Annotated in this window: 1 pseudogene; it reads right to left on the reverse strand. The window is 74.6% G+C overall.

Annotated elements, in window-relative coordinates:
* Positions 1-707, reverse strand: a pseudogene (locus ACG2DA_RS22885) (hypothetical protein); the annotation flags it as partial.
* Positions 708-854: the final 147 nt, after the last annotated feature.

Consider the following 854-nt stretch of genomic DNA (forward strand, 5'->3'; position numbering starts at 1 on the left):
GGATCGGCCAGGGCGGCGGCGAGGCGGACCCGCTGCGACTCCCCACCGGACAGCGTGTCCGCCGGCTGCCCGAGCGGGAGATAGCCGAGCCCCACCTCCACGAAGGTGTCCAGCACCCGCGCGATCGGGGTGACGTCGGCGAACAGCTCCGCGGCCTCGCCGGCCCGCAGCGCCAGCAGATCCGCGGCGGTTCGCCCCTTCCACCGCACGGCGAGCGTTTGCGGGTTGAACCGGGCGCCGCGGCAGGTGGGGCACTCCGTCACCGACGCGGGCAGGAAATCCATCTTCAGCGTGCGAAAGCCCCGCCCGCGGCAGTCCGGGCAGCGGCCGGCCCGGTTGGCGGGACTGAAGCGGCTCGCGGTGAAGCCGAGCCGCCGGGCGTCCCGGGTGCGGGCCAGCAGCTTGCGGATCTCCGTCCACACGCCGCTGGCCGTCGCCGGACAACTGCGGGCGGAACCGCCCAAGCGCGACTGATCCACCTCCGCCAACCGGCCGATCGGTTCCAGCCCGGTCAGCTCCCCGTAGAAGTCCGTCGGCGGCGGAGAGGCCGTCGGCGACAGGGCCGCCCGCACCGCCGGCGCCAGCAGACCGGCGACCAGCGACGACTTGCCCGACCCGCTCACCCCCGTGACCGCGGTCAGCCGGCCGTGGGGAACCCGCAGCGTAACGCCCCGCAGGGAGTTAAGTCGGGCGTCGGTGAGAGTCAACCATGCCCCAGCCTCCTGTTTTGACTCTCCGTGTGGAGTCAATGTCTCCGCCGCGAGGGCTTGAGCCGTCGGCGACGTTCCGCGGGCGACGACCTCGGCCGGGGCGCCCGCGTCGCAGAGGGACCCGCCGTCGGCGCCGGCGCCGGG

Source organism: Alienimonas sp. DA493, assembly GCF_043951915.1.
GTDB lineage: Bacteria > Planctomycetota > Planctomycetia > Planctomycetales > Planctomycetaceae > Alienimonas.